This window comes from Chiayiivirga flava, assembly GCF_014202825.1.
In the GTDB taxonomy this organism is placed as follows: domain Bacteria; phylum Pseudomonadota; class Gammaproteobacteria; order Xanthomonadales; family Xanthomonadaceae; genus Chiayiivirga; species Chiayiivirga flava.
This window is the reverse complement of sequence record NZ_JACHHP010000001.1, coordinates 606,888-630,941: the sequence shown is the minus strand read 5'-3', so window position 1 is coordinate 630,941 and position 24,054 is coordinate 606,888. Positions and strand designations below refer to the sequence as shown.

20 protein-coding genes and 1 tRNA gene are annotated in these 24,054 nt (G+C 70.3%); 16 read left to right on the top strand and 5 right to left on the bottom strand.

The window, feature by feature from the left end; all coding sequences use genetic code 11:
- Nucleotides 1–20: 20 nt before the first annotated feature.
- A tRNA-Glu gene (locus tag HNQ52_RS02635) sits at nt 21–96 on the bottom strand.
- A gap of 131 nt (nt 97–227) precedes the next feature.
- Between HNQ52_RS02635 and pcnB the strand changes: the two genes are divergently transcribed.
- The 5 genes from pcnB (at nt 228) to pgi (ending at nt 5,645) form a co-directional block, all read left to right on the top strand.
- A complete protein-coding gene (gene pcnB, locus HNQ52_RS02630) occupies nt 228–1,559 on the top strand; it encodes a polynucleotide adenylyltransferase PcnB (protein WP_183959515.1) in 1,332 nt (443 codons plus the stop codon).
- Entirely contained in the window at nt 1,556–2,050 is a 495-nt protein-coding gene (gene folK / locus HNQ52_RS02625; protein ID WP_183959513.1) for a 2-amino-4-hydroxy-6-hydroxymethyldihydropteridine diphosphokinase, read from the top strand. Before pcnB ends, folK begins: the two co-directional genes overlap by 4 nt.
- Before the next feature lie 62 nt (nt 2,051–2,112).
- Complete coding sequence (gene panB, locus HNQ52_RS02620) at nt 2,113–2,934, top strand: 3-methyl-2-oxobutanoate hydroxymethyltransferase (RefSeq protein ID WP_183959511.1); 822 nt, start codon at nt 2,113–2,115, stop codon at nt 2,932–2,934.
- The gene (gene panC, locus HNQ52_RS02615; RefSeq protein ID WP_183959509.1) at nt 2,934–3,812 is read left to right on the top strand and encodes a pantoate--beta-alanine ligase; all 879 of its coding nucleotides are present in this window, start codon (nt 2,934–2,936) and stop codon (nt 3,810–3,812) included. Before panB ends, panC begins: the two co-directional genes overlap by 1 nt.
- A gap of 315 nt (nt 3,813–4,127) precedes the next feature.
- A complete protein-coding gene (gene pgi, locus HNQ52_RS02610) occupies nt 4,128–5,645 on the top strand; it encodes a glucose-6-phosphate isomerase (RefSeq protein ID WP_183959507.1) in 1,518 nt (505 codons plus the stop codon).
- Between the two features lie 238 nt (nt 5,646–5,883).
- On the opposite strand, the gene queG is transcribed toward pgi, so the two are convergent.
- Nucleotides 5,884–6,927, bottom strand: coding sequence for a tRNA epoxyqueuosine(34) reductase QueG (queG, locus tag HNQ52_RS02605; RefSeq protein WP_183959505.1), 1,044 nt, complete (start codon nt 6,925–6,927; stop codon nt 5,884–5,886).
- Nucleotides 6,928–7,023: 96 nt separating this feature from the next.
- Between queG and HNQ52_RS02600 the strand changes: the two genes are divergently transcribed.
- From HNQ52_RS02600 to HNQ52_RS02575, 6 genes are all read left to right on the top strand, one after another.
- Nucleotides 7,024–8,505 (top strand): NAD(P)H-hydrate dehydratase, encoded by a 1,482-nt coding sequence (locus HNQ52_RS02600; RefSeq protein ID WP_183959503.1) that lies wholly within the window; start codon nt 7,024–7,026, stop codon nt 8,503–8,505.
- Nucleotides 8,502–8,978, top strand: coding sequence for a tRNA (adenosine(37)-N6)-threonylcarbamoyltransferase complex ATPase subunit type 1 TsaE (gene tsaE / locus HNQ52_RS02595; RefSeq protein ID WP_183959501.1), 477 nt, complete (start codon nt 8,502–8,504; stop codon nt 8,976–8,978). Before HNQ52_RS02600 ends, tsaE begins: the two co-directional genes overlap by 4 nt.
- Nucleotides 8,979–9,116: 138 nt before the next feature.
- Nucleotides 9,117–10,424 carry an N-acetylmuramoyl-L-alanine amidase gene (locus HNQ52_RS02590; RefSeq protein WP_343059181.1) on the top strand — a complete coding sequence of 436 codons (1,308 nt, stop codon included), beginning with the start codon at nt 9,117–9,119 and terminating at the stop codon, nt 10,422–10,424.
- Nucleotides 10,425–10,526: 102 nt separating this feature from the next.
- Nucleotides 10,527–12,365 carry a DNA mismatch repair endonuclease MutL gene (gene mutL, locus HNQ52_RS02585; protein ID WP_183959497.1) on the top strand — a complete coding sequence of 613 codons (1,839 nt, stop codon included), beginning with the start codon at nt 10,527–10,529 and terminating at the stop codon, nt 12,363–12,365.
- Between the two features lie 77 nt (nt 12,366–12,442).
- Nucleotides 12,443–13,354: a DUF1684 domain-containing protein gene (locus HNQ52_RS02580; RefSeq protein ID WP_183959495.1), complete on the top strand. Its 912-nt coding sequence runs from the start codon at nt 12,443–12,445 to the stop codon at nt 13,352–13,354.
- A gap of 11 nt (nt 13,355–13,365) precedes the next feature.
- The gene (locus tag HNQ52_RS02575) at nt 13,366–14,247 is read left to right on the top strand and encodes a TraB/GumN family protein (protein WP_183959493.1); all 882 of its coding nucleotides are present in this window, start codon (nt 13,366–13,368) and stop codon (nt 14,245–14,247) included.
- Nucleotides 14,248–14,554: 307 nt separating this feature from the next.
- Here HNQ52_RS02575 and HNQ52_RS02570 read toward each other — a convergent pair whose 3' ends face one another.
- Both HNQ52_RS02570 and metG read right to left on the bottom strand, forming a co-directional pair.
- Nucleotides 14,555–14,989 (bottom strand): RnfABCDGE type electron transport complex subunit B, encoded by a 435-nt coding sequence (locus HNQ52_RS02570; RefSeq protein WP_183959491.1) that lies wholly within the window; start codon nt 14,987–14,989, stop codon nt 14,555–14,557.
- A gap of 40 nt (nt 14,990–15,029) precedes the next feature.
- On the bottom strand, nt 15,030–17,195 hold the full coding sequence (metG, locus tag HNQ52_RS02565) for a methionine--tRNA ligase (protein ID WP_183959489.1): 2,166 nt from the start codon (nt 17,193–17,195) through the stop codon (nt 15,030–15,032).
- A gap of 182 nt (nt 17,196–17,377) precedes the next feature.
- Here metG and apbC point away from each other — a divergent pair, with 182 nt between their 5' ends.
- The 3 genes from apbC to HNQ52_RS02550 are packed head-to-tail and all read left to right on the top strand — an operon-like array spanning nt 17,378 to nt 19,706.
- Entirely contained in the window at nt 17,378–18,469 is a 1,092-nt protein-coding gene (gene apbC / locus HNQ52_RS02560) for an iron-sulfur cluster carrier protein ApbC (protein WP_183959487.1), read from the top strand.
- Nucleotides 18,470–18,522: 53 nt separating this feature from the next.
- Nucleotides 18,523–19,092, top strand: coding sequence for a dCTP deaminase (dcd, locus tag HNQ52_RS02555; protein WP_183959485.1), 570 nt, complete (start codon nt 18,523–18,525; stop codon nt 19,090–19,092).
- 2 nt (nt 19,093–19,094) lie between these two features.
- Nucleotides 19,095–19,706, top strand: coding sequence for a 2OG-Fe(II) oxygenase (locus tag HNQ52_RS02550; protein ID WP_183959483.1), 612 nt, complete (start codon nt 19,095–19,097; stop codon nt 19,704–19,706).
- Between the two features lie 39 nt (nt 19,707–19,745).
- Here the strand turns inward: HNQ52_RS02550 and HNQ52_RS02545 are convergent, their stop codons facing one another.
- Entirely contained in the window at nt 19,746–20,741 is a 996-nt protein-coding gene (locus HNQ52_RS02545; protein ID WP_183959481.1) for an isoaspartyl peptidase/L-asparaginase family protein, read from the bottom strand.
- 165 nt (nt 20,742–20,906) lie between these two features.
- On the opposite strand from HNQ52_RS02545, the gene HNQ52_RS02540 reads away from it, so the two are divergent.
- On the top strand, nt 20,907–22,586 hold the full coding sequence (locus tag HNQ52_RS02540) for a hypothetical protein (protein ID WP_183959479.1): 1,680 nt from the start codon (nt 20,907–20,909) through the stop codon (nt 22,584–22,586).
- On the top strand, nt 22,583–23,839 hold the full coding sequence (gene ispG, locus HNQ52_RS02535; RefSeq protein WP_183959477.1) for a flavodoxin-dependent (E)-4-hydroxy-3-methylbut-2-enyl-diphosphate synthase: 1,257 nt from the start codon (nt 22,583–22,585) through the stop codon (nt 23,837–23,839). Before HNQ52_RS02540 ends, ispG begins: the two co-directional genes overlap by 4 nt.
- The last annotated feature ends 215 nt before the right edge of the window (nt 23,840–24,054 follow it).

Genomic DNA, 24,054 nt, shown 5'->3' with positions numbered 1-24,054 from the left:
CAACGTCCGGCAACGAAGGATGGCGCTCCCTACGAGGTTCGAACTCGTGTTCCCGCCTTGAGAGGGCGGTGTCCTGGACCACTAGACGAAGGGAGCGGCGGGGGTGCGGCGCGTGCGCCATTGAGCAGCGTCAAGCCGAACGATTAGTATAGGGAATTCGCCCGGGGCCGACAATTGCCCCGCCGCATCGTTACCGGCGGCCGACGCCGCCCTCCAAGACGAGTGAAGTGGAACAGACCAGCCTCGCACCGCGCATCGATCCCCGCGTGATCCCGCGCGATCAGCACACCATTTCCCGCAAGCAGATCAGCCCGAACGCGCTGCGCGTGCTGTACCGGCTCAACGAAGCCGGCTTCGGCGCGTATCTGGTGGGCGGCGCGGTGCGCGATCTGCTGCTCGGCGGCGCGCCGAAGGATTTCGACGTCGCCACCGACGCCACGCCCGAGCAGGTGAAGGCGCTGTTCCGCAACTGCCGCCTGATCGGTCGGCGCTTCCGCCTCGCGCACGTGGTGTACGGCCCGGAGATCATCGAGGTGGCGACGTTCCGCGCCAACACCGACGACGGCTCCGGCGAGCGCGAAGTCGACAACGGCCGCCTCGTGCGCGACAACGTCTACGGCACCATCGAGGACGACGCGGTGCGGCGCGACTTCACCGCCAACGCGCTGTACTACACCGTGTCGGATTTTTCCGTGCGCGATTTCGTCGGCGGCTACGAGGACGTGATGGCGCGGACCCTGCGCCTGATCGGCGATCCCGAGTCGCGCTACCGCGAGGATCCCGTGCGCATGCTGCGTGCGGTGCGGCTCGCGGCCAAGCTCGATTTCAGCATCGATCCGGCCGCGGCCGAACCGATCGCGCGGCTCGCCGGGTTGCTGGGCGAGGCCTCGAGCGCGCGGCTGTTCGAGGAAACGCTCAAGATGTTCCTCGCCGGCCACGCCGCCAACAGTTTCGAGCGGCTCGAACGGCATGGCCTGGTCGAAGGCCTGCTGCCCGACACCGCCGCCGCACTCGCCGCCGACGGCAGCGGCCTGTGCCGCGCGATGCTGATGACCGCGCTGCGCGGCAGCGATGCGCGCATTGCCGACGGCCGCACGGTGACGCCGGCCTTTCTCTTCGCCGCGCTGCTGTGGCCGGCGTATGCGCACGATCTGCAGCAACTGCTCGACGGCGGGCACGAACTCGCCATCGCCGAGCAACGCGCGGCCGACCGGGTCACGTTGCGGCAGGCCTCGCGCATCGCGATCCCGCGCCGGTTCAGCGCACCGATGCACGAGATCTGGTGGATGCAGTCGCGCTTCGGTACGCGCCAGCGCAAGCGCGTGATGCGCTTGCTTGCGCATCCGCGCTTCCGCGCCGCGTTCGACTTCCTCGAATTGCGCGCCTCGGTGGTGCCCGAACTCGCCGACGAACTGGCCTGGTGGCGCGAGGCGCAGGGTCTGGCGCCCGAGACGCTCGTCGAGAAACTCGCCGGCGCGCCGCGCACGGCCGGCACCGGAAAACCCAAGCGCCGGCGCCGCCGCAGCGGGCGCAAACCGGCCGGCGCCGGCACGGAATGAGCGCAGCGGCGCCGGTCCGCGCCTTCGTCGGACTCGGCAGCAACCTCGGCGATCCGCGCGACGCGCTGGCACGCGCCTTCGAGGCGCTTGCCGGCATCCCCGACACCGTGCTGCTGCGTCGCTCGGCGCTGTACCGCACGCCGCCGTGGGGACTGCTCGCGCAACCGGACTTCATCAACGCCGTGGCCGAGCTTGCCACCGAACTCGACGCGCAGACGCTCCTTGCACACCTGCGCCGCATCGAGCACGACGCCGGCCGCCAGCGCAGCGAGCGCTGGGGTCCGCGTTCGCTCGATCTGGATCTGCTGCTGCACGGCGACACCCGCGTCGACACCCCCGATCTGCAGTTGCCGCACCCGCGCATGCACGAACGCGCCTTCGTGCTGGTGCCGCTGGCCGACCTTGCCCCCGCGCTGGAGCTTCCGTCGCACGGTCGCGTGGCCGATGTGCTCGCCAATCTGGATCGCGACGGCATCGAGGCGGTACCCTAGCGGGCTTCCGGCGTCGCGACCGCGCCGGCGCAACGACCCTCCTCCGCGCAACGGGCGTCCAGATGCAAGAGACCGATCTTTCCGCGGCCGTGGTCACCGTGCCGCTGCTGCGGCGCATGAAGGCCGAGCAGCGCCCGATCGCGATGCTGACCGCGTACGACGCCTCGTTCGCGCGTGCGATGGACGCGGCCGGCGTCGACGCCGTGCTGGTCGGCGACTCGCTCGGCATGGTCGCGCAGGGCCGCAGCAGTACGCTTGCCGTCACGCTCGACGACATGGTCTATCACACCGCGAGCGTCGCGCGTGGCCTGCGCCGTCCGCTGCTGGTGGCCGACCTTCCGTTCCTGGGTTACGCCACGCGCGAGCGCGCGCTCGACGGTGCGCAGCGGTTGCTCGGCGAGGCCGGCGCCTCGATGGTGAAACTCGAAGGAGCCGGGCCGGGTCTCGACGTGGTGCGCTGCCTCGCCGAACGCGACGTCCCGGTGTGCGGCCACATCGGCCTCACGCCGCAGTCGGTGCTCAAGCTCGGCGGCTACCGCGTGCAGGGCCGCGACAGCACCGTCGCCGCACGCCTGCGTGCCGACGCGCTGGCGCTGCAGGAGGCCGGTGCGTCGCTGCTCGTGCTCGAATGCGTGCCGCGCCAGCTTGCCGGCGAGATCACGCAACTGCTCGACATTCCCACCATCGGCATCGGCGCCGGCGCGTCGTGCGACGGCCAGGTGCTGGTGATGCACGACATGCTCGGCGTCGGCCACGGCAGCCGGCGCCCGCGCTTCGTGAAGGATTTCCTCGCCGGGAGCGGCTCGGTCGAGGCCGCGTTCCGCACCTACGTGCAGGATGTGCACGCCGGCGTGTTCCCGGCACACGAGCACGGCTACGACTGATGCGCATCGTCGAGCGCGTCGAGGACCTGCGCGAAGCCGTGCGCGGCTGGCGCAGGCAGGGCGAGTCGATCGGCTTCGTGCCGACGATGGGCAATCTGCACGCGGGCCATCACGCGCTGGTGGACGCGGCGAAGCGGCGTTGCGCCCGCGTGGTGGCCAGCGTTTTCGTCAATCCGACGCAATTCGGTCCGAACGAGGACTACGCGCGTTATCCGCGCACGCCGGACGACGACGAGGCCGGCCTGCGCGCGCACGCCTGCGATCTGCTGTTCCGCCCCGGCGTGGCCGAGATGTATCCGTTCGGCACCGCGGCCTGCGTGCGCGTGCACGTGCCCGGGCTGACCGACGAACTCGACGGCGCCGCACGCCCCGGGCATTTCGACGGTGTCGCGACGGTGGTGCTGCGGCTGTTCAACATGGTGCAGCCGGACCTGGCCGCGTTCGGCGCCAAGGACTTCCAGCAGCTGCAGGTGATCCGCTACCTGGTGCGCGAGCTGTCGTTGCCCGTCGAAATCCTGCCGCTTCCCACCCAGCGCGACCACGACGGCCTCGCGCTCAGTTCGCGCAACCGCTTCCTCGACGCGCAGGCCCGCGCCGCGGCGCCGGCCATCCACGCCACGCTGCAGCGCATGCGCGAGGCCTGGCGCGCGGGCCGGGCCGTCCCCGCCATCGAGGCCGACGCCGTGGCGGCGCTGCGCGGGTCGGGCTTCGCGCCGGACTACGCCGCGATCCGGCGTGCCGCGGACCTGGCACCGCCGCGCGCGGACGAGCGCCGCGGCCTCGTCGCGCTGATCGCCGCGCGGATCGGCGGCACCCGGCTCATCGACAACCTCGAATTCGAACCTGAACCGCCGGCCGACGCCGTGGAACGCATGTAACGCGGGTGTTGCTTTTCGCCACACGGTGTTGTAGATTAGACACGTCCCGAGAAATCCGCTGCAAACCGCGCGCTTTTCGACCGGACAAGCAGGGCGCATTTTTCAGGTAATCGTCACTCCGTTTCCACCCTCGCCGGGTTTCCTGCGAGGGTTTTTTTTGGCCGACGGTTTCGTTGACGCGATTTATTTCCTTATCGATCAACGGATTGGATCCGGCGTGTCGGTGCTGCTGCGGGGCCGGCCTGCGGACGTTATGATCGGGAACGCAGCGCCATCCCGGCGATGTTGCAAGAAAACTACACCCTGGAGTCACGCATGCGTTCCGCACCCTGGTTTTCGACCCTCGCCCCGCACGCCGCGCGCCTGACCGACGCACACCTGGCGGACCTGGTGCGGGACGACCCCGGGCGCGCGACGGACTTGTCCGTTAGGGTCGGGCCGCTCTACGCCAACTTCGCGCGCCAGCGCGTGGACCGGGCAGCCTGGGCTGCGCTGCTCGCGGTGGCGCAGGCGCGCGATGTGAGCGGCGCACTGGCCGCGCTGTTCGACGGCCATCCGGTCAATCGCTCCGAGCAGCGCCCGGCGCTGCACACCGCACTGCGCTCCGACCTCGGCGCCGGCGACACCGCGCGCGCCGCCTTCGCCGAAGCGTCCGCCACGCGGGAGCGCATGGCCGCGCTCGTCGCCGCGCTGGACGCCTCGGGCGTCACCGACATCGTCAACGTCGGCATCGGCGGCTCGGACCTGGGTCCGCGGCTGGCGCTGGATGCGCTGCGCGACCTCGACCGCGGCCGCTTCCGCGTGCACTTTCTCAGCAACGTCGACGGCAACGCCGCGCGCCACGTGCTGCGTGGCCTCGACCCCGCGCGCACCGCGGCGATCCTGGTCTCCAAGAGTTTCGGAACGCAGGAAACGCTGCTCAACGGCAGCATCCTGCGCGCGTGGCTCGGCGACGGCGAGCGGCTCTACGCCGTGTCGTCGAAGCCGGACCGGGCACTCGCGCACGGCATCGCGCCCGAGCGCGTGCTGCCGATGTGGGACTGGGTGGGCGGGCGCTATTCGTTGTGGTCGGCGGTCGGGTTCTCGATCGCGCTGGCGCTGGGCATGGACGGATTCGAGCGCCTGCTCGCCGGCGCGGCCCTGATGGACGCGCACGTTCGACACACCCCCGCCGAGGGCAACCTTGCCGTGCTGCACGCGATGGTGGGCATCTGGAACCGCAACGGACTGGGGTACGGCACCCAGGCCATCCTGCCCTACGACGACCGCCTCGCCCGGCTGCCGGCGTACCTGCAGCAGCTGGTGATGGAGAGCCTGGGCAAGCGCGTGGCGCAGGAGGGCGAGCCGGTGCACACGGCCACCGTGCCGGTAGTCTGGGGAGGCGCCGGCACCGACAGCCAGCATTCGTTCTTCCAGGCACTGCACCAGGGCACGGACACCGTGCCGGCGGACTTCATCGGCGTGCTGCGCTCGCCGCACGGCTTCGAGGACAACCGGCGTGCGCTGCATGCCAACCTGCTCGCGCAATCGGAAGCCTTCGCCAACGGCGCCAGCGACGCCGACGCGCAGAAGGCGTATCCGGGCGACCGGCCGTCGACGATGCTGCTGCTCGATCAGCTCGACGCGGAAAGCTTCGGCGCGCTGCTGGCGTTGTACGAACACAGTGTCTATGTGCAGTCGGTGGTGTGGGGCATCAACGCGTTCGACCAGTGGGGCGTGGAACTGGGCAAGAAGATCGCGGCGTCGTTGCTGCCGGCCGTGGCCGGCGACGACGTGCCGGTGGACGATGCGGTGACGCGCGTGTTGTTGCAGGAGATGCGCACGCGGGGGTGAGGGTCGGGAGGGGCTGGTACACGCACCCCCTTCCGCCTGCCGGCACCTTCCCCCGCTGTGCGGGAGAAGGGATGCTCCGCTGTGCGCGGCGCTGGGGATGCTGTGTGCGGAAGCCTCCGAGCCTCCAAACGGCAAGGTGCTCGGCACCGCCGTACCGCGTAACGAAGAAATCCTTCTCCCGCACAGCGGGGGAAGGTGCCGGCAGGCGGAAGGGGGGTTGCCGGAACCAGGCCCTGCCTCAACGCACCCCGTGCCGCTCCAGCGCCCACGCCACGTGCTCGCGCACCAACTCCGACGCATCGTCGCGCCGCGCCTCCAGCGCCGCCAGTACCGCCGCGCTGCGCGGCGCGTTGCCCAGCGCCACCGCGATGTTCCGCAGCCATCCCTGGTGCCCCGTGCGGCGGATTGCCGAACCTTCGGTGCGGCGCAGGAACTCGTCTTCGCTCCACGCGAACAGCTCCACGAGCGTCGCGCGATCGAGCGCGTTGCGCACGCGGAAATCGGGCTCGTCGTGGCGCTGCGCGAACTTGTTCCACGGGCACGCGAGCTGGCAGTCGTCGCAGCCGAAGATGCGGTTGCCCATCGGAGCACGCAGTTCCACCGGGATCGCGCCTTTCAGTTCGATCGTGAGGTAGCTGATGCAGCGCCGCGCATCGACGCGGTACGGCGCCACGATCGCGGCGGTGGGGCAGACATCGATGCAGCGCGTGCACGTGCCGCAGTGCGCGCTCGCCGGTGGGTCGGCCGGCAAGGGCAGGTCGGTGAACAGTTCGCCGAGGAAGAACCACGACCCTGCCTGGCGGTTGATCAGGCAGGTGTGCTTGCCGATCCAGCCCAGGCCCGCGTTGCGCGCGAGCGCGCGCTCGAGCACCGGCGCGGAGTCGACGAACACGCGGTGTCCGAACGGTCCGATGTGCGCGGCGATGCGATCGGCCAGCGTCTGCAGTCGCGCGCGCAGCAGCTTGTGGTAGTCGCGGCCGAACGCGTAGCGTGCCACGTACGCGCGCTCGCCGCTGCGCAGGGTCTGCCATGCGGCGTCCGGGTCGTCGTCGCCGTAGTCCATGCGCACCGAGATCACGGCGAGCGTGCCGGGCACCAGTTCCTGCGGGCGCGCGCGCTTGCTGCCGTGACGAGCCATGTAGTCCATGTCGCCGTGCTGGCCGGCGGCGAGCCAGTCGTCGAGATGGCGTTCGTCTTCGCGCAGGTCGATGCCGGCGAAGCCCACCTGCTGGAAGCCGAGCGCGCGTCCCCACGCGCGGATGTCGTGCGCGAGTCGATCCATGTCCAGGGGGGCACGATCCGGGCTTGCATCGATGGACGGCGGGCGGCTCACCCCGCAAGTATAAGAACCGGGGTGCAATGGCCCTAGAATCGACGCATGCATCCGCCGATTGCGCTCTATCGTAGCGACGCCATCCGCGCCATCGACCGTCGCGCGATCGAGCACGACGGCATCGATGCCTACGCGCTGATGACGCGCGCCGCCGCCGCGGCGTTCGCGGCGCTGCAGCGCGCCTGGCCGTCGGCACGGCGCGTGTGCGTGCTGTGCGGGCAGGGCAACAACGGCGGCGACGGGTTCGTGCTCGCGCGGCTGGCGCGGATGGCCGGACTCGCGGTGCAGGTGCTCGTGGTCGACGCGCGTGCGGCCTCCACCGAGAGCGCGCGGCGCGCGCGGGAACAGTGGCAGGACATCGGCGGCAGCACGCAGGTGTTCGAGGCCGGCGTGCCGCTGCCCGACTGCGACCTGCTCGTCGATGCCATCTTCGGCATCGGATTGCGGCGCGCGCCCGAGGGCGCGGCGCATGCGCTCATCGAGGCGATCAATGCGGCGGACCGCCACGTGCTGGCGCTCGATCTGCCGTCGGGGCTCGACGCCGACAGCGGCAGCGCGCCCGGCGCGGCGGTACGTGCGGAGCGGACCGTCACCTTCATCGCGCACAAGCAGGGCCTGTTCACCGGCCGCGCGCGCGCGCTGGCCGGCACGGTGGAACTCGCCGCGCTCGGCATCGCGGCCGCGACGCGCGACGCCCAGCCGCTGTCCGCGTTCGCCGTCGATGCGCGCCATCTCGCACGCTGGCTCGCGCCGCGCCGGCGCGACGCGCACAAGGGCGACCACGGCCACGTGCTCGCGATCGGCGGCGACAGCGGCATGGGCGGCGCCGTTCGCCTGTGCGCGGAAGCCGCGCTGCGCGCCGGTGCCGGCCTGGTCTCGGTGGCCACGCGCGACGGCAACGTCGGCGCGATGCTCGCGGCGCGCCCCGAGCTCATGCCGCGTGCCGTCGACGAGCCCGAGGTGCTGCGTGCGCTGCTCGACCGTGCCGACGTGGTCGCGCTCGGACCCGGGCTCGGACGCGGCGACTGGTCGCGCGACCTGTTCGATGCGGCACTGGCCGCGGCGCTGCCGACCGTGCTCGACGCCGACGCGCTCAACCTGCTCGCCGTCGCGCCGCGCGCGCTCGGCACCGCCGTCCTCACGCCGCATCCGGGCGAGGCGGGCCGCCTGCTCGACTGCAGTGCCGCGCAGGTCGAAGCCGACCGCTACGCCGCCGCCGAGGCGCTCGCGCGGCGCCATGCCGCCACGGTGGTGCTCAAGGGCGCCGGCAGCATCGTCGCCGCACCCGGACACACGCCCGTCGTCATCGCCGCAGGCAATCCGGGCATGGCCGGCGGCGGCATGGGCGACGTGCTGACGGGCGTGATCGCGGCCCTGCTGGCGCAGGGCATGGCGCCGTTCGATGCCGCCTGCGCCGGCGCGTTGCTGCATGCGGCAGCCGGCGACGCCGCCGCACGCGAGGGCGGCGAACGCGGACTGCTGGCTTCGGACCTTTTTCCCCATCTGCGCCGGCTGGCCAACCCGTGACCACACGCACCCTCGCATGCTCCGACGCCACCGAAGCCCTCGGCCGTGCGCTTGCGGCCAGCGCCCCGGAACGGGCCGTGGTGTTTCTCGAAGGCGACCTCGGTGCCGGCAAGACCACGCTCGCACGCGCCTTCCTGCGCGAACTGGGCGTCGACGGCGCGGTGCGCAGTCCGACCTACACCCTGATCGAGCGTTACGCCGTGCCGCGCGGCGAGATCGCGCATCTGGATCTGTACCGCATCGCCGATCCGGACGAGCTCGAGTTCCTCGGCCTGGACGATCTCGCCGCGGACGCCGCGCTGTGGCTGATCGAGTGGCCCGAACGCGGCGGCAACGCCCTGCCGCGCGCCGATCTGCACGTTCGTCTGCGGGTCGAGGGCAGCGGCCGCAGCGTCACGCTGCGACCGGGCACGGAGGCAGGCGCGCGCTGGCTCGCCGCCCTCGCACCGCCCGACGTCCTGCACGGACCCTGAACAGATAGCTTCCGAGCGCCTCAAGAATCACGTGCAGGTATCGGATTTAGATGGAAAAACGCTTGCCACATGAGGCGTTTTGGTGATTGAATCCGCGCCATGCATACCGTTGGGGCGCGAAAAGGGGGCGGAATCGCCGTGCTGCTGGCCATGTCGATGGCCGGTTCGCTCGCGTCCGCGGCCGAGATCCGCTCGATGCGGGTCTCGGCCGAAGCCGACGCCACGCGTGCGGTGCTCGATGTCTCCGCGCCGGTGCAGTACAAGCTGCTGACGCTGCAGAATCCGGATCGGCTGGTGCTGGACATCAGCGCGTCCACGCTGGCCGCGGGCTTCGACCCGGCCGCCGGCAGCGGCGTGCTGAAGGGCGTGCGCACCGGCAAGCAGGGCAAGGACCTGCGCGTGGTGTTCGATCTCAACGGCGGCGTGCGGCCGAAGACCTTCCTGCTGCCGCCCGATGCCGGTGCCGGGCATCGCCTTGTCATCGACCTGCAGCCCGTCGCCGGCCAGGCGAACGCCTCCGCGCCGGCGCCCGCGGTGCGCACGGTGGCCAGTGCCGTGCCGGACACCGAACGCAAGATCGTCGTCGCGATCGATGCCGGCCACGGCGGCAAGGATCCCGGCGCGCGCGGCCCGACCGGTTCGTGGGAAAAGGACATCGTGCTGCAGGTGGCCCGCGAGCTCGCGAAGCAGATCGACGCCGAGCCCGGCTTCGAATCCTTCCTCGTGCGCGACGGCGACTACTACATCGTCCACCAGGAGCGCTACGAGAAAGCGCGCAAGGCCGGCGCGGACCTCTTCATCTCGGTGCACGCGGACGCGTTCTACAAGCCCACCGCGAACGGCTCGTCGGTGTTCGTGCTGTCCACGCGCGGTGCATCGGGCGAGGCCGCACGTTGGCTGGCCGACCGCGAGAACCGTGACCTGGTCGGCGGCGTCTCGCTCGACGACAAGGACAACACGCTCGCCGCGGTGCTGCTGGACCTTTCCCAGAGCGCCACGATGAAGGCGAGCGACGACATCGCCAACCACGTGCTCGATGCGATGAAGCGCGTGGGCAAGACGCACAAGCCGCACGTCGAGCGCGCGAACTTCATCGTGCTGCGTTCTCCGGACGTGCCGTCGCTGCTGGTGGAGACCGGCTTCATCAGCAATCCGGCCGAAGAGAAGAAGCTCAAGGATCCGGCGCACCGCAGGAAACTCGCCGCGGCCGTGGTCGACGGCGTGCGCGACTATTTCAGCGCGCAGCCACCGCCCGGGACCTGGCTTGCCTCCAATGCGACGGCGCGCCCGCGCCAGGTGGTGGTAGGCCGTGGCGACACGCTCAGCCAGATCGCCACGCGCCACGGCGTCTCGCTGACCAGCCTGCGCGCCGCCAACGGCATCAAGGGCGACACGCTCAAGGCCGGCGCGCGGCTGACGATTCCGCTTGCGATGAATCCCGAGTAGGGCGTCGAGCCCATTGCGCGCAACGCGGTGCCGTCACGGGTGGCGCAGCGGGTGCCGCGCGCTTGCCCTAGAATCGCGTGATTCCCCGCATGCGATGAGCCGGTGCCGATCCAGACCTTGCCCGACACCCTGATCGACCAGATCGCCGCCGGCGAAGTGGTCGAACGCCCCGCCTCCGCGGTCAAGGAACTGATCGAGAACGCGCTCGACGCCGGCGCCACGCGCATCGACGTCGAACTCGAAGAAGGCGGCATGCGCCTGATCCGTATCCGCGACGACGGCAGCGGCATCCCCGCTGACGAACTCGCGCTCGCGCTCTCGCGCCACGCCACCAGCAAGATCGCCTCGCTCGACGATCTGGAGCAGGTGACCACGATGGGTTTCCGCGGCGAAGCGCTGCCGTCGATGGCGTCGGTCTCGCACTTCGCCATCGTTTCGCGGCCCGCGTCGCAGGCGCACGCCATGCGCATCGAATCCGACGGCGGCAAGCTGCAGGCCGCGCAGCCGGCGCAGCACCCGCCCGGCACCACCATCGAAGTGCGCGACCTGTTCTACAACGTGCCGGCGCGGCGCCGGTTCCTGAAGGCCGAACGCACGGAATTCGGCCACATCGAGGAGCTGCTGCGCGCGTTCGCGCTCGCGCGTATGGACATCGAGCTGCGCGTGACGCACAACGGCAAGCAGGTGCGCAGCTACCGCGCCTCGGGCAGCGACGACGAGCGCCTGCGCCGCCTCGGCGAGGCACTCGGCGCGGACTTTCCGGCGCAGAGCCTCGCGCTCGCGCACGACGGGGCCGGCCTGCGCCTGAGCGGCTGGGTCGGCCTGCCGACGACGGCGCGTTCGCAGGCCGACCAGCAGTATTTCTTCGTCAACCGTCGCCTCGTACGCGATCGCGTGGTGACGCATGCCGTGCGGCAGGCGTATGCGGACGTGCTCTACCACGGCCGCCATCCGGCCTACGTGCTGTTCCTGGACATCGATCCGGTGCGCGTGGACGTGAACGTGCATCCGGCCAAGACCGAGGTGCGTTTCCGCGATTCGCGCCTGGTGCACGATTTCCTGTTCCGCAGCCTGCATCAGGCGCTCGCGGGTGCGCGCGCCGGCGCCGCCGGCGGCGAGGCGCTCGGCGGCGTCGTTCCGGCCGCGGCGGCGAACGCGCCCGCGTTCGAAGGCACGCAGCGCAGCCCCGCAGGCATCGCGCATCCGCTCGCGGGCATGGTGGCGCCGCAGCCGTACGCAATGCGGCAGGGATCGATGAGCCTGCCGGTGCGCGAACAGATCGGCGCCTATGCCGCGTTGTACGGCGCGGCACGCAACGACGCGACCGCACCGGCGCCTGCCGATACGGGAGACGGCGCGCCGCCGCTGGGGTATGCGCTGGCGCAGCTACACGGCATCTTCGTGCTGGCCGAAAACGCCGCCGGCCTCGTGCTGGTGGACATGCACGCCGCGCACGAGCGCATCAGCTACGAGCGCCTCAAGACCGCGCAGGACGGTGAAGGCATCCGCGCGCAGCCGCTGCTGGTGCCGCTGACGCTGGCGGTCAGCGAACGCGAGGCGCAGTGCGCGGAGGAGCGTCGCGAGGCCCTGGCCGCGCTCGGCTTCGAGATCGACCGCAGCGGTCCGCAGAGCCTCACGATCCGCGGCATTCCGGCGCTGCTCGACGGCGTCGACGCACGCCGCCTCGCGCTCGACGTGCTGTCCGATCTCATCGAACACGGCAGCACGCGCCGCATCGAGGAACAACGCAACGCACTGCTCTCGACGATGGCCTGCCATGCCTCGGTGCGCGCCAACCGCCGCCTCACGCTGCCGGAAATGAACGCGCTGCTGCGCGACATGGAAACCACCGAACGCTCCGGCCAGTGCAACCACGGTCGTCCGACGTGGGTGCAGTTGAGCCGGCAGGAACTGGACCGCCTGTTCCTGCGCGGGCGCTAGGCCATCGACGCCCGCCGGTCGCGGCCCAGCCGGGACGCGGTCCGGGGAATTCCGCAACACCACCACGAAGACCGCCCATGAAACCAGATGTCCGCAGCACCACCATCCTGCTCGCCGCCGCGCTGCTGTTCGTGGGCGCGGCATCGCGCGCGGCCGACGACGCCGCCTACATCCGCGGCATCGAACAGCAACGCGCCGACCGCGTCGAACGTCTCGGCGCACCGCAGGGCTGGCTCTCGCTCGTGGGCCTGCACTGGATCGAGCCGGGAACACACCGCATCGGCCGTGCGCCCGACAACGCCATCGTGCTTGCCACCGGCCCCGCGCATGCGGGCGAGGTCGAACGCACCGGCGCCACCGTCGTCTACCGTCCTGCGTCCGACGCCGGCATCACCGTCGATGGCCACATCATCGACGGCGAGGTCGAACTGGCCGCCGACACCGGCGGCGATCCCACCGTCGTCGCGTTCGACGGCGGCAAGGCCACGATGCAGCTGATCGCGCGTGGCGATCGCCTCGGCCTGCGCGTGCGCGACGAACGCGCCGCGACACGCACCGCGTTCAAGGGCGTGGACACGTACCCGATCGATCCGGCATGGCGGATCGAGGCGCGCTTTATTGCGCATCCGCCCGGCAAGACCATCGAGATCGCCAACGTCCTGGACATGCTCGAACCCACGCCCAACCCGGGTGTCGTCGTGTTCGAGAAGGACGGGCGCGAATTCCGCCTCGAAGCGCTCGACAACGGCGACGGCACGCTGTTCCTGATCTTCGCCGATCGCACCAACCGCGACGCCACCTACGGCGCCGGCCGCTTTCTCGATACCGCTGCGCCGGCCGACGGGCGCGTCACGCTCGATTTCAACCTCGCGGTCAACCCGCCGTGCGCCTTCAATGCGTACTCGACCTGCCCGCTGCCGCCGCCGGAAAACCGGCTCGATCTTGCCGTGACCGCGGGCGAAAAACGCTACGCAGCCACGAACCACTAGGAGATTTTTCGATGCGCCATCGTCTGCTCTGGATCCTGCTTGCCGGCGTGTGCGCAAGCGCGCATGCCGAACCGCCCGTGCCGCTGCTGTGGAAGGCGACCGGTGATGCCGGCACGGTGTATCTGCTCGGGTCCTTCCATCTGCTCACCGACGACGACTATCCGTTGCATGCAAGCGTCGAGGCCGCGTACGACGATGCCGAAGCGCTGCTGTTCGAGGTGGACCCGTCCGCGATGCAGTCGCCGGCCACGGCGAAGACCATGCAGGAGATGGCGCGTTTCGACGACGGCCGCACCCTGCGCGGCGTCATTTCCGACGAGACCGAATCGAAACTGGCGGCATTTCTCGGCAGCGAAGCGGCGATGGCCGCGTCCGACCAGTTCGAGCCGTGGTACCTGGGCATGAACATCGCCGTGATGGCGATGGTGAACGCCGGGCTGGATCCGTCGAAGGGGCTCGACCAGCATTTCATGCAGCGCGCGAAACGCGACGCCAAGCCGGCGTCGGGCCTGGAAACGGTCGCCGAACAGCTTGGCGCCCTCGACCAGGCACCGCTGGCCGAACAGGAAATCATGTTGTCCGAGGCGCTCGCGCCGCTTGCGGAACTGCGCGCCGACATCGAACGCATGCACGCCACCTGGCGCGCCGGCGATGCCGCGGGCATGGAGGAGATCGTCAACGAGGAGACGGCGCAGAAGACGCCGCGCATGTACGAACTGATCAATCGCGACCGCAACCAGCGCTGGTTGCCGACGCTGCAGGGCCTGCTTGCCTCGCAGGATGATCATCTGGTGATCGTCGGCGCGATGCATCTGATCGGCGAGGACGGGCTGGTGCAGCAGCTGGGCCGGCGTGGGGTCACGGTGGAGCGGGTGGGGTCGGCGGCGCAGTAACGATTCGAGTGCGGTGCGGGGGCGTCGCGACTGCCCCCCTCCTGCCTGCCGGCATCCTCCCCCGCGTTGCGGGAGAGGAGCGCATTTGCCTGGCGTCGTCGAGTCGCATGTGGAGTTGCGCGGCAAGCCGCCACGCGAGCCGCGTGCTGCGAGCGTGGCCCGCGCCTGTCGGCAGCGTGACGCGCGTTTGCGGGAAGCTGCGCCGTGTCGGCAACGTGTGGCATGAAGTCCTTCTCCCGCGCAGCGGGGGAAGGTGGCGGCAGCGGGAAGGGGGCCGTTCGTCCGGACGCACCCGACGATCACGCCGTCATTCCGGCGTTGCGGGCTCGACCGGATGCAGCGAAATGCAGTCCACCGGACACGGCGGCAGACACAACTCGCACCCCGTGCACAACGCCGCGATCACCGTGTGCATGCGCTGCGACGCGCCCACGATGGCGTCCACCGGGCAGGCCTGGATGCATTTGGTGCAGCCGATGCACGCGGCCTCGTCGATGACTGCGACCGAGGTCGGCTGCTCGACGCCGCAGTCCGGATCGAGCGCACGCATCGGCCTGTGCAGCAACCGCGCGAGCGCGGCGATGCCGGCGACGCCGCCCGGCGGGCAACGATTGATGTCCGTCTCGGCGCGTGCCAGCGCTTCTGCGTAGGGCCGGCAGCCGCCGAAGCCGCATTGGCCGCACTGCGTCTGCGGCAGCAGGTCGTCGATGCGGTCGGCGAGGGTGGGCGAAGTGGCTGGCATGGGCGCACGCGACGCGCGGCGGCGCGCTGCGTCGTCGGGATCACTTCACCGGCATGCCGGGCCCGGCGCCGTCGTCGGCATCGAGCAGGAACAGCGACGCGCCGCCGCTGCCGGCCGACAGGATCATGCCCTCGCTGACGCCGAAACGCATCTTGCGCGGCGCGAGATTGGCGACGAAGACAACGCGACGGCCCACCAGCGCCGACGGATCGACGTAGGCCTCGCGGATGCCGGAGAAGATCTGGCGCGTGCCGAGCTCGCCCGCGTCGAGTTCGAAACGCAGCAGCTTGTCGGAGCCGTCCACGAACTCGCAAGCGCGCACGAGGCCGATGCGCAGATCGAGTTTCGCGAAATCGTCGATGGTGATGAAGCCGGGATTCGGGAGTCGGGATTCGGGATTCGCCGGTGTCGCAGCCGCACGTGCATTGCCGGCCGCGACGGGTGGCGCTGCTGCGCGTTTCGGAGTCGTCGCGTCGGTGGGCTGGCCGGGAAGGGATGCCTTGCTGGCTTCGATCATCGCCTCGATGTGTTTCGGGTCGACGCGCGTCATCAACTGCTCGAACGGACGGATCGTGTGACCGAGCAGCGGCCGGGTCACCGCGAGGAAACGGTCGGATCCTGCGGGAAGCGCAGGCTCCGCAAAAAACGCGTCGACCCGTGCCGCGACGTTGGGAAGGATCGGCTCCAGCGCGCGTGCCAGCACGCGAAAGCAGTTGAGCATCAGCGTGCAGAATTCGTGCAGCTCGTCGCGCCGCGCGTCGTCCTTTGCGACCTTCCACGGCTCGAAGGAATGAATCACTTCGTTGATCGCATCGGCGCGTCCCATGATCTGCCGGATGGCGGCGGCGAAATCGTCGGTCTCGTACGACTTTTTCACCGAGTCGATGAGGGCCGAGTAGGTGCCGAACGTCGAGAGGGAATCTTCGCCGAGCGCGTCGCGCAGTCGCCCGTCGAACAGCTTGGTGACGAAGCCCGCACACCGGCTCGCGATGTTGACGAACTTGCCGACGAGATCCGAGTTCACGCGCTGTGCGAAGTCCTCGAGATTGAGATCGAGATCGTCGACGCCACCGGAGGTCTTGGTCGCGAAGTAGTAGCGCAGGTACTCCGGGTCGAGCCCCGCGTCGAGGTAGGTGCGCGCCATCACGAAGGTGCCGCGCGACTTCGACATCTTCGCGCCGTTCACCGTCAGATAGCCGTTCACGTGCAGGCGCTGCGGCGTGACGAACCCGGCGCCGCGCAGCATCGCCGGCCAGAACAGGCCGTGGAAGTTGATGATGTCCTTGCCGATGAAGTGGTGCATCGCCGTGCCGTTGTCCGGCCCGAGCAGCGCGTCGAAGCGTTCCGGCGACAGGCCCAGCGCCGCGGCCTTGTCGCTCTCGCACAAGGCCTTGAAGCTCGCCAGGTACCCGATCGGCGCATCGAGCCACACGTAGAAGAACTTGCCCGGCGCGTCGGGAATAGGGAAACCGAAATACGGCGCATCGCGCGAGATGTCCCAGTCGCGCAGGCCGCCCTGCAGCCATTCGTCGAGCTTGGCGCGCACGCCGGCGTTGGCGACGCCCGGTCGCGCCAGCCACCCGCGCAGGAAGGCATCGAACTTGCCCAGTTCGAAGAAGTAATGCTCCGATTCGCGCAGTTCCGGCACCGCGCCGGACACCACCGAGCGCGGATTGATCAGGTCGGTGGGTGCATACGCCTTGCCGCAGACCTCGCAGTTGTCGCCGTACTGGTCGAGGCTGTGGCAGTTCGGGCACTCGCCCTTCACGTAGCGGTCGGGCAGGAACATGCCGCGCACCGGATCGTACAGCTGCGTGATCGCGCGCTTGGCGATGACCGTGTCCGGCCAGTGCGTCGCGTCGCGCAGGCGCGTGTAGATCAGCGTCGCAAGGTCGCGGTTTTCGTCCGAATGGGTGGAGTGGTAGAAATCGAAATCGACGTGAAAGGCCTTGAAATCGGCCTCGTGCCCGCGCTGGATGTCGCGGATGAACTCTTCCGGCGCCATGCCGGCCTTCTCCGCCGCGAGCATGATCGGCGTGCCGTGCGCGTCGTCGGCGCAGACGAAGTGTGTCTCGCGCCCGCACATGCGCTGCGCCCGCACCCAGATGTCGCCCTGGATATAGCCCACCAGGTGCCCGATGTGCAGCGGGCCGTTGGCGTAGGGCAGGGCACAGGTAACGAGCAGCGGCGGTGTGGCGTGGGGCATGCGGGGAACGATCGGCGAGGGGGTCGCCGATTATCTCAGAACGCGGCCGGCGCGCGGCCCTCGCGTCGCATCGGGCGCGGCAATCCGGGGCGAAGGCGCTACACTGGCCGGATCGAAACGGGCCTGCGAATGCGGCGACCACCGTCGCCCGGCCGCGCTGTCCGCTCCGCTCCGTCCACCGCATGGAAAGCCTCATGGAAGCACGCGTTCGCAGCCTTCTGGCCACGGTCATCGATCCCCACACCGGCGCCGACCTTGTCGCCAGCGGCGCGGTGCGCGGCATCGGGGTCGACGGCGACCGCGTCGCGGTGGAGGTGGTGCTGGGATATCCAGCCGCCAGCTGGCACGCCACGCTGGCCGAGCTGTGCGAACTCGCGCTCACCGCGGATCCGGCGATCGCGTCGGCGGCGGTGTCGGTGACCTCGCGCGTGGTGCCGCACCGGGTACAGAAGGACCTCGCGCCGCTGCCGGCGGTGCGCAACATCATCGCGGTGGCGTCGGGCAAGGGCGGCGTCGGCAAATCGACGACGGCCGTCAATCTGGCGCTCGGGCTTGCGGCCGAGGGCGCGCGCGTTGGCGTGCTCGATGCGGACATCCACGGTCCCAGCGTCCCGCGCATGCTCGGCATCGGCGGCAAGCCCGACACCGACGACGGCCAGCACATCGTCCCGAAGGACGCCCACGGCCTGCAGGCGATGTCGATCGGCCTGCTGATCGAGGAGGACACGCCGATGATCTGGCGCGGCCCGATGGTGACGCAGGCGTTGCAGCAACTGCTCACGCAGACGCTGTGGCGCGACCTGGACTACCTCGTGATCGACATGCCGCCCGGCACCGGCGACATCCACCTCTCGCTGTGCCAGAAGGTGCCCGTGTCCGGTGCGCTGATCGTGACCACGCCGCAGGACATCGCGCTGCTGGATGCGAAGAAGGCGCTGAAGATGTTCGAGAAGGTCGAGGTGCCGGTGCTCGGCATCGTCGAGAACATGGCCATCCACGTGTGTTCGAACTGCGGTCATGCCGAACACGTTTTCGGCAGCGGCGGCGGGGAACGCATGGCGGCGCAATACGCGGTGCCCCTGCTCGGTTCGCTGCCGCTGGACATCCGCATCCGCGAACGCGCCGACGGTGGCGCGCCGACGGTGGCGTCGGAGCCGGACTCGCTGCTGTCGGCCACCTACCGCGCGATCGCGCGCAAGACGGCCGGGCGGCTCGCGATGCAGGCGCGCAACAAGAAGGTGGCGTTTCCGAACATCGTCGTCCAGAACACCTGAGCGGTCGATCCCGCCCAAGCTAAACTCACTCCCGTTCCCGCACGAGCCGCCGCATGAGCATCAAAGCCGACCACTGGATCCGCCGCATGGCCGAAGAGCACCGCATGATCGAGCCGTTCGAGCCCGGCCAGGTCAAGCAGAACGCATCGGGTGGCAGGATCGTTTCCTACGGCACGTCGAGCTACGGCTACGACGTGCGCTGCGCGCCGGAGTTCAAGATCTTCACCAACATCTCGTCCACCGTGGTCGATCCCAAGGCCTTCGATCCGAAGAGCTTTGTCGACGTGCACGGCGAGGTCTGCATCATTCCGCCCAATTCCTTCGCACTCGCGCGCACGGTCGAATTCTTCCGCATTCCGCGCAGCACGCTGGTGGTGTGCCTGGGCAAGAGCACGTACGCGCGCTGCGGCATCATCGTCAACGTGACGCCGCTGGAACCGGAGTGGGAAGGACACGTAACGCTGGAATTTTCCAACACCACGCCGCTGCCGGCGAAGATCTACGCCAACGAGGGCGTGGCGCAGATGCTGTTCTTCGAGTCCGACGAAATCTGCGGCACCAGCTACCGCGACCGCGGCGGCAAGTACCAGGGGCAGACCGGCGTCACCCTGCCCAGGACGTAAGCGTGTCGACGAAGCCGCAGCGCGCATTGTCGAGCGCCAGCGTGGTGCCTCCGGGCATTCGCGCACAGAGCGAGCATCTGTCGCTGGTCGCAACGATGCCGGCGGTGTTTTCGGTGGAGGAGTGCGAGCGCATCGTCGCGATCGCGCGTGCGCATCCGGGCTCGCAGGGCACGGTGGACGCGCGTGCCGACGCCGCCGATCCGATCCGCCGCTCCACCGTGCGTTTCCTCAATCCCGAACCCGCGAGCGAGTGGATCTTCGCGCGGCTGGACCAGGCCGTGACGCGTCTCAACGCCGCCTACGCGTTCGAGCTGCAGGCTTTTGCCGAAGGCGTCCAGATCGCAAGCTACACCGATGGCGGGCACTACGGCTGGCATGCGGATCTGGGGCCGGGCGCGTTCTCGCGACGCAAGCTGTCGCTGAGCGTGCAGCTGTCGCCCGACGCCGACTACGACGGCGGCGACCTGGAATTCCTCGTCAGCCGGGACAGCGCGGCGCGGTCGCAGGGCGCGCTGATCGCGTTTCCGTCGTTCCTCGTGCACCGCGTGACGCCGGTGACGCGCGGCGAGCGCTGGTCGATGGTGTCGTGGATCGCTGGGCCGCCGTTCCGCTGAGCGCAGTGTGCCGCGGCGCGAACGGCAGGCGCCGTGCGCCTACTCCGCGGCGTCCGCCGCAGCCGGCAGCGGCAGCGTTTCGTCGGCGAAGATCGCCACGTGCGGCACGCCATCGGCACCGATCCAGCCGCGATGCATGCCGTCGGTGTTGAACGGCAACGCAATGCTGCCGTCGGCCGCCAGCGCGATGGCGCCGCCGTCGCCGCCGAGCTTCGGGATGGCGGCATTGATCACCGCGTCCGCCGCCGCGGCGACGGGCTGGCGCAGGTAGGCGACGCGCGCGCAGATGTCGTGCGCGGCCGCGGTGCGGATGTAGAACTCGCCCCAGCCGGTGCCGGACACCGCGCACACGGCGTTCGCGTAGGTGCCCGCGCCGATGATCGGCGCATCGCCGACCCGGCCGTAGCGCTTGTTGGTCATGCCGCCGGTGGAGGTGCCCGCCGCCAGGCGTCCGGCACGATCGAGCGCCACCGCGCCGACCGTGCCGGTGTACTGCGCCGGCGGCGTATCGACGTAGGCCTGGCCGCCTGCTTCGTCGCGCAAGGCCTTCTGCAGTTGCTTCCAGCGCCGTTCGGTGCGGAAGTAGGCCGGGTCCACCAGCTCGGTGCCGACCTCCTGCGCGAAGGCTTCGGCGCCGGCGCCGGTCAGCATCACGTGGCGCGAGCGTTCCATCACGGCGCGCGCCAGGGCGATCGGGTTCTTCACGCGCCGCACCCCGGCCACGGCGCCGGCGCGCAGCGTGGCGCCGTCCATCAGCGCGGCGTCGAGCTCGTTGTAGCCGTCGTGGGTGAAGACGGCGCCGTGGCCGGCGTTGAACGAGGGGTCGTCCTCCAGCACCACGATGGCGGCCTGCACCGCGTCGAGCGCGGGACCGCCGGCGGCAAGCACCGCATGGCCGGCGCGCAGCGCGCGTTCGAGCGCGGCGCGGGCGTCGCGCTCCTGCGCCGGATCCAGATCGGCACGGATCACGCCGGCGCCGCCGTGGATGACCAGGACGGGTTCGGCGGCGAGGGCAGGAGCGGCAGGCAGGAGCATGGCGGCAACCAGAAGGGTGGACGCGAACGGCGGCATGGCGGACTCTCGGGGCAGCAGCCGGTTCGGCTGCCGGCAGCGTCCCCGGGATGGACGCACCGCGTCAACCCGGGGCGCGGGCCACCGCCGCCGCGCTAGACTAGACGGCAGTTTCCGACCGGGCATGCGATGAACCAGGCCTACGTGTCATTGCGCGATCCGTTGCCGCTCCGGCATCCCCCGAATGCGCAGTCGTTTCCGACCGATGCGCGGCGCGTGAAGGCATGGGTGGATGCGCTGCCGCGCGCCAACCAGGCGGGCACGCAGCGCCAGCTGGCCGATGCGCTCGCGTCGTTGCGCGAGACCCGCCTCGACGGGTTGCAGCGCCTGACCGTGCTCGATGCGCTGCGACCCTCGCTGATCGACGCCATCGCGCAGCTCGACGCCCAGCTGCAGGGCAGTTCGTTCCCGCTGCCGCCGGCCAAGGAGAAGATCGCCGAACAGATCCTCGCGTTCCAGCGCGAACTGGCACTCGGCTACCGCATCGCGGTGGTGGAGGCCTGCGCGCCGGCCGGCAGCGTCCCGTTCATGCGCGGCGGGCAGGTGGCGCAGGCCATCGCACGCGCCATCTACCACGCGGCGCGCCATCTGGCGGCGAGCTATTTCCTCTACCGTACCCCCGAGGACGGCGTCTGGGCCGCGCTGCACGCGCTGTTCCGTTTCGCCCAGGGCGCCGGCCTTGCCGACAAGGCCGTCGACGAACCGGTGGAGCGTGCCGCGCTGTCGCCGCAGCAGCTGTACTCGCATGCGCTGCTGCTGGCGCTGTCCAACCCGTACCGCTTCACCCAGCGCGAGCAGGCCGACCTGTGGCCGGTCACGCGCGATCTTGCCGCCATGCTTTCGCTCGAAGCCGTGCGCCACGGCGACGGTTCCTTCGCCGTGCCGGTGATCGAGGACCGCGGTCCGGGCTACCTGCCCGAGGAGCGCGTCAGCGACGGCCAAGCCCTGCTGTGGATCGATCTGGCGTCGCTGCGCACCGCGCTCGATGCGGCGCTCGACGGCGTCGGCGAGGGCAACGCGCACGTGCGCCTGGCTCGCAACCGCACGCTGGTGGCGCCGGCCGACCTGCTGCGCCGCCTGCGCCAGTCGTGGGGCCAGGCGGCCGACCGCGGCCACCAGCGCCTGGGCGCGGTGCACGCGCTCGACACCGTGATCGGCCTGAGCGGCCTGCACTATTACCTCGCCGGCAGCCTGGACTTCGATACCTTCATGCGCGAGGTGCGCGGTGTCGGCGCCACCAGCGACGAACGCGCGGCGTGGGCGCACGCCGGCGTTGATGCCGCGCGTATCCCCACCGCACGCGGACGCGTGCTCGACCAGAGCCTGGGCGGCTATCGCCTGGCGTGGGATCGCGCCGAGCACGTGCGCGCGCGCGTCGGCGAACTCGTGGGCCTCACGTCGACGCTCTCGGGCGACACGCTGATCGAGCGCGAGGCGCGTATCTGGATGGTGGGCGTGATCCGCTGGCTGCGCTACGACCCGCAGGGTGGCGTCGATGCCGGCATCGAACTGCTCGCGCGCCGCGCCTGGGCCGTGGGCCTGCGCAGCCTCGACGCCAACGGCGTGCCGCGCGCCCCACTGCGCGGCATCCAGATCGATCGACTGCGCGCGCAGGATGCCGGCGCGATGCATTTCCTTGCACCGTCGGTGCTCGACGCGCAGGTCGACCGCATCGAAGTGGCGCGCGCTGCCGACCCCGAGCAGTTCGAGGAAACCCAAGCGCAGATCTCCGAATGCGACGATGTGCGCGTGCTCGAAAACGCCGGCGACTACCTGCTGCTCGCCGCCCAGCCGGTCGCCGCCGCATGAGCACGCCCGTTCCGACCGCGGCGCTGCCGCGCGCACGCCGGCGTTCGCTCGCGGGCCGCGTGGGGCGCATCGCGGTCGGCGGCGACGCGCCGGTGGTGGTGCAGTCGATGACCAACACCGACACCGCCGACGTCGCCTCCACCACGAAACAGGTGGCCGAACTGTGGCGCGCGGGTTCCGAGCTCGTGCGCATCACGGTCAACACCGCCGAGGCCGCCGCGGCCGTGCCGCGCATCCGCGACAAGCTCGATCTCATGGGCGTGGACGTGCCGCTGATCGGCGACTTCCACTACAACGGCCACACCCTGCTGACGCAGGAACCAGCCGCCGCCGTGGCGCTGGCCAAGTACCGCATCAACCCCGGCAACGTCGGTTTCGGACGCAAGCGCGACACGCAATTCGCAACGCTGATCGAGCTTGCGATCAGGCACGACAAGCCCGTGCGCATCGGCGCCAACTGGGGTTCGCTCGACCAGGAACTGGCCGCGCGCCTGATGGACGAAAACGCCGCGCGCGCCGAACCGTGGGACGCGGCCGCGGTGCTGCGCGAGGCGCTGATCCGTTCCGCGCTCGACTCGGCCGCGCGTGCGGTGGAGATTGGCCTTGCACCCGAACGCATCGTGCTCTCGTGCAAGGTCAGCGGGGTGCAGGACCTGATCGCCGTCTATCGGAACCTGGCCGCGCGCTGCGACTACGCGCTGCACCTGGGCCTGACCGAGGCGGGCATGGGCAGCAAGGGCATCGTGGCATCGAGCGCGGCGCTCGCCGTGCTGCTGCAGGAAGGCATCGGCGACACGATCCGCATCTCGCTCACGCCCGAGCCGGGGCAGTCGCGCACGCAGGAAGTCATCGTGGCGCAGGAGCTGCTGCAGACGATGGGCCTGCGCGCGTTCACGCCGCTGGTGACCGCGTGCCCGGGTTGCGGTCGCACCACGTCCGAGTTCTTCCAGGAGCTCGCGAAAGTGGTGCAGGAGCACGTGCGCGGAAAGATGCCGGAGTGGAAGATCACGCATCCGGGCGCGGAAAACCTCACGCTCGCGGTGATGGGCTGCATCGTCAACGGCCCGGGCGAATCGCGCCACGCCAACATCGGCATCTCGCTGCCCGGCACCGGGGAGGCGCCGGCCGCGCCGGTGTTCATCGACGGTAAGAAGGCGGTGACGCTGCGCGGCGAGAACATCGCGCAGGAGTTCGTGGCGCTGATCGACGATTACGTGGCGAACACCTACGGCAGGCTGCCGGCCAGCGCCTGAGCGCTGACCCCGCGCGACCACGCAGCTTGCGAAGGCTTCAGCGAGTGGCCCTTCCTTCTCCCGCCGGGAGAACGGTGAGGCGGCTACCGCCGGCCGAACGCAGGGCGGATGAGGGACGAGCCTCGTAACTTCGAAGGCATCAAAGGCTCCAGCGAGCGGCTGTTCCTTATCCCATCGGGAGAAGGGTGAGGCGGCTACCGCCGGCCGAACGCGGG